The 554-nt window shown below is 69.1% G+C and carries 1 protein-coding gene; it reads right to left on the bottom strand.

What is annotated here, in order from left to right; all coding sequences use genetic code 11:
- Window positions 1-554 (bottom strand): condensation domain-containing protein (locus tag G4D85_RS48505; protein ID WP_240359955.1); only part of this gene is annotated, 554 nt, incomplete at both ends.

Raw genomic sequence — 554 nt, 5'->3', positions numbered from 1 at the left:
TCGAAGCCAAGTGCGGGCGCATCCGGGGTGCGAGCCACCTGCTGCTCGAAGGCGTGGTGGATGCAGGTGTCGGCCGGGAACTCGGCGGCCGTGTCATTCCACTCCACCAGCACCTGCTGGCGCTCGGAGTCGGAGAGCAGGGGCAGGGCGGACAGGCGCGTGTCGGGGTTGGCGACGGCGGCCTCCAGCAGCACCTGCAGGTGCTCGATCATCCGGGCCATGGTGCCGGCGTCGTACAGGTCGGTGCTGTAGTCGCACAGGCAGGCCAGGCCCTCGGGCGTCTCGTTGATGGAGAGCGTGAGGTCGAACTTCGCGGTGCCCGTGTTGCCCTCCACTCCTCGGAGGGCGAGGCCGGGCAGCTTCAGCTCGGCGGTCGGGATGTTCTGCTGGACGAGCTTCACCTGGAAGATGGGCGCATGGGCGAGGTTGCGCTCGGGGTTGAGCACGCGCACCAGCTCCTCGAAGGGAACGTCCTGGTGGGCGTAGGCGCCAAGCGCCACCTTGCGCGTGCGTCCCAATAGCTCGCGGAAGGAGGGGTCCCCCGAGAGGTCCCC

The sequence above is a fragment of the Pyxidicoccus trucidator genome (assembly GCF_010894435.1).
Lineage (GTDB): Bacteria > Myxococcota > Myxococcia > Myxococcales > Myxococcaceae > Myxococcus > Myxococcus trucidator.
This window is presented reverse-complemented; position numbering and strand designations above follow the sequence as displayed.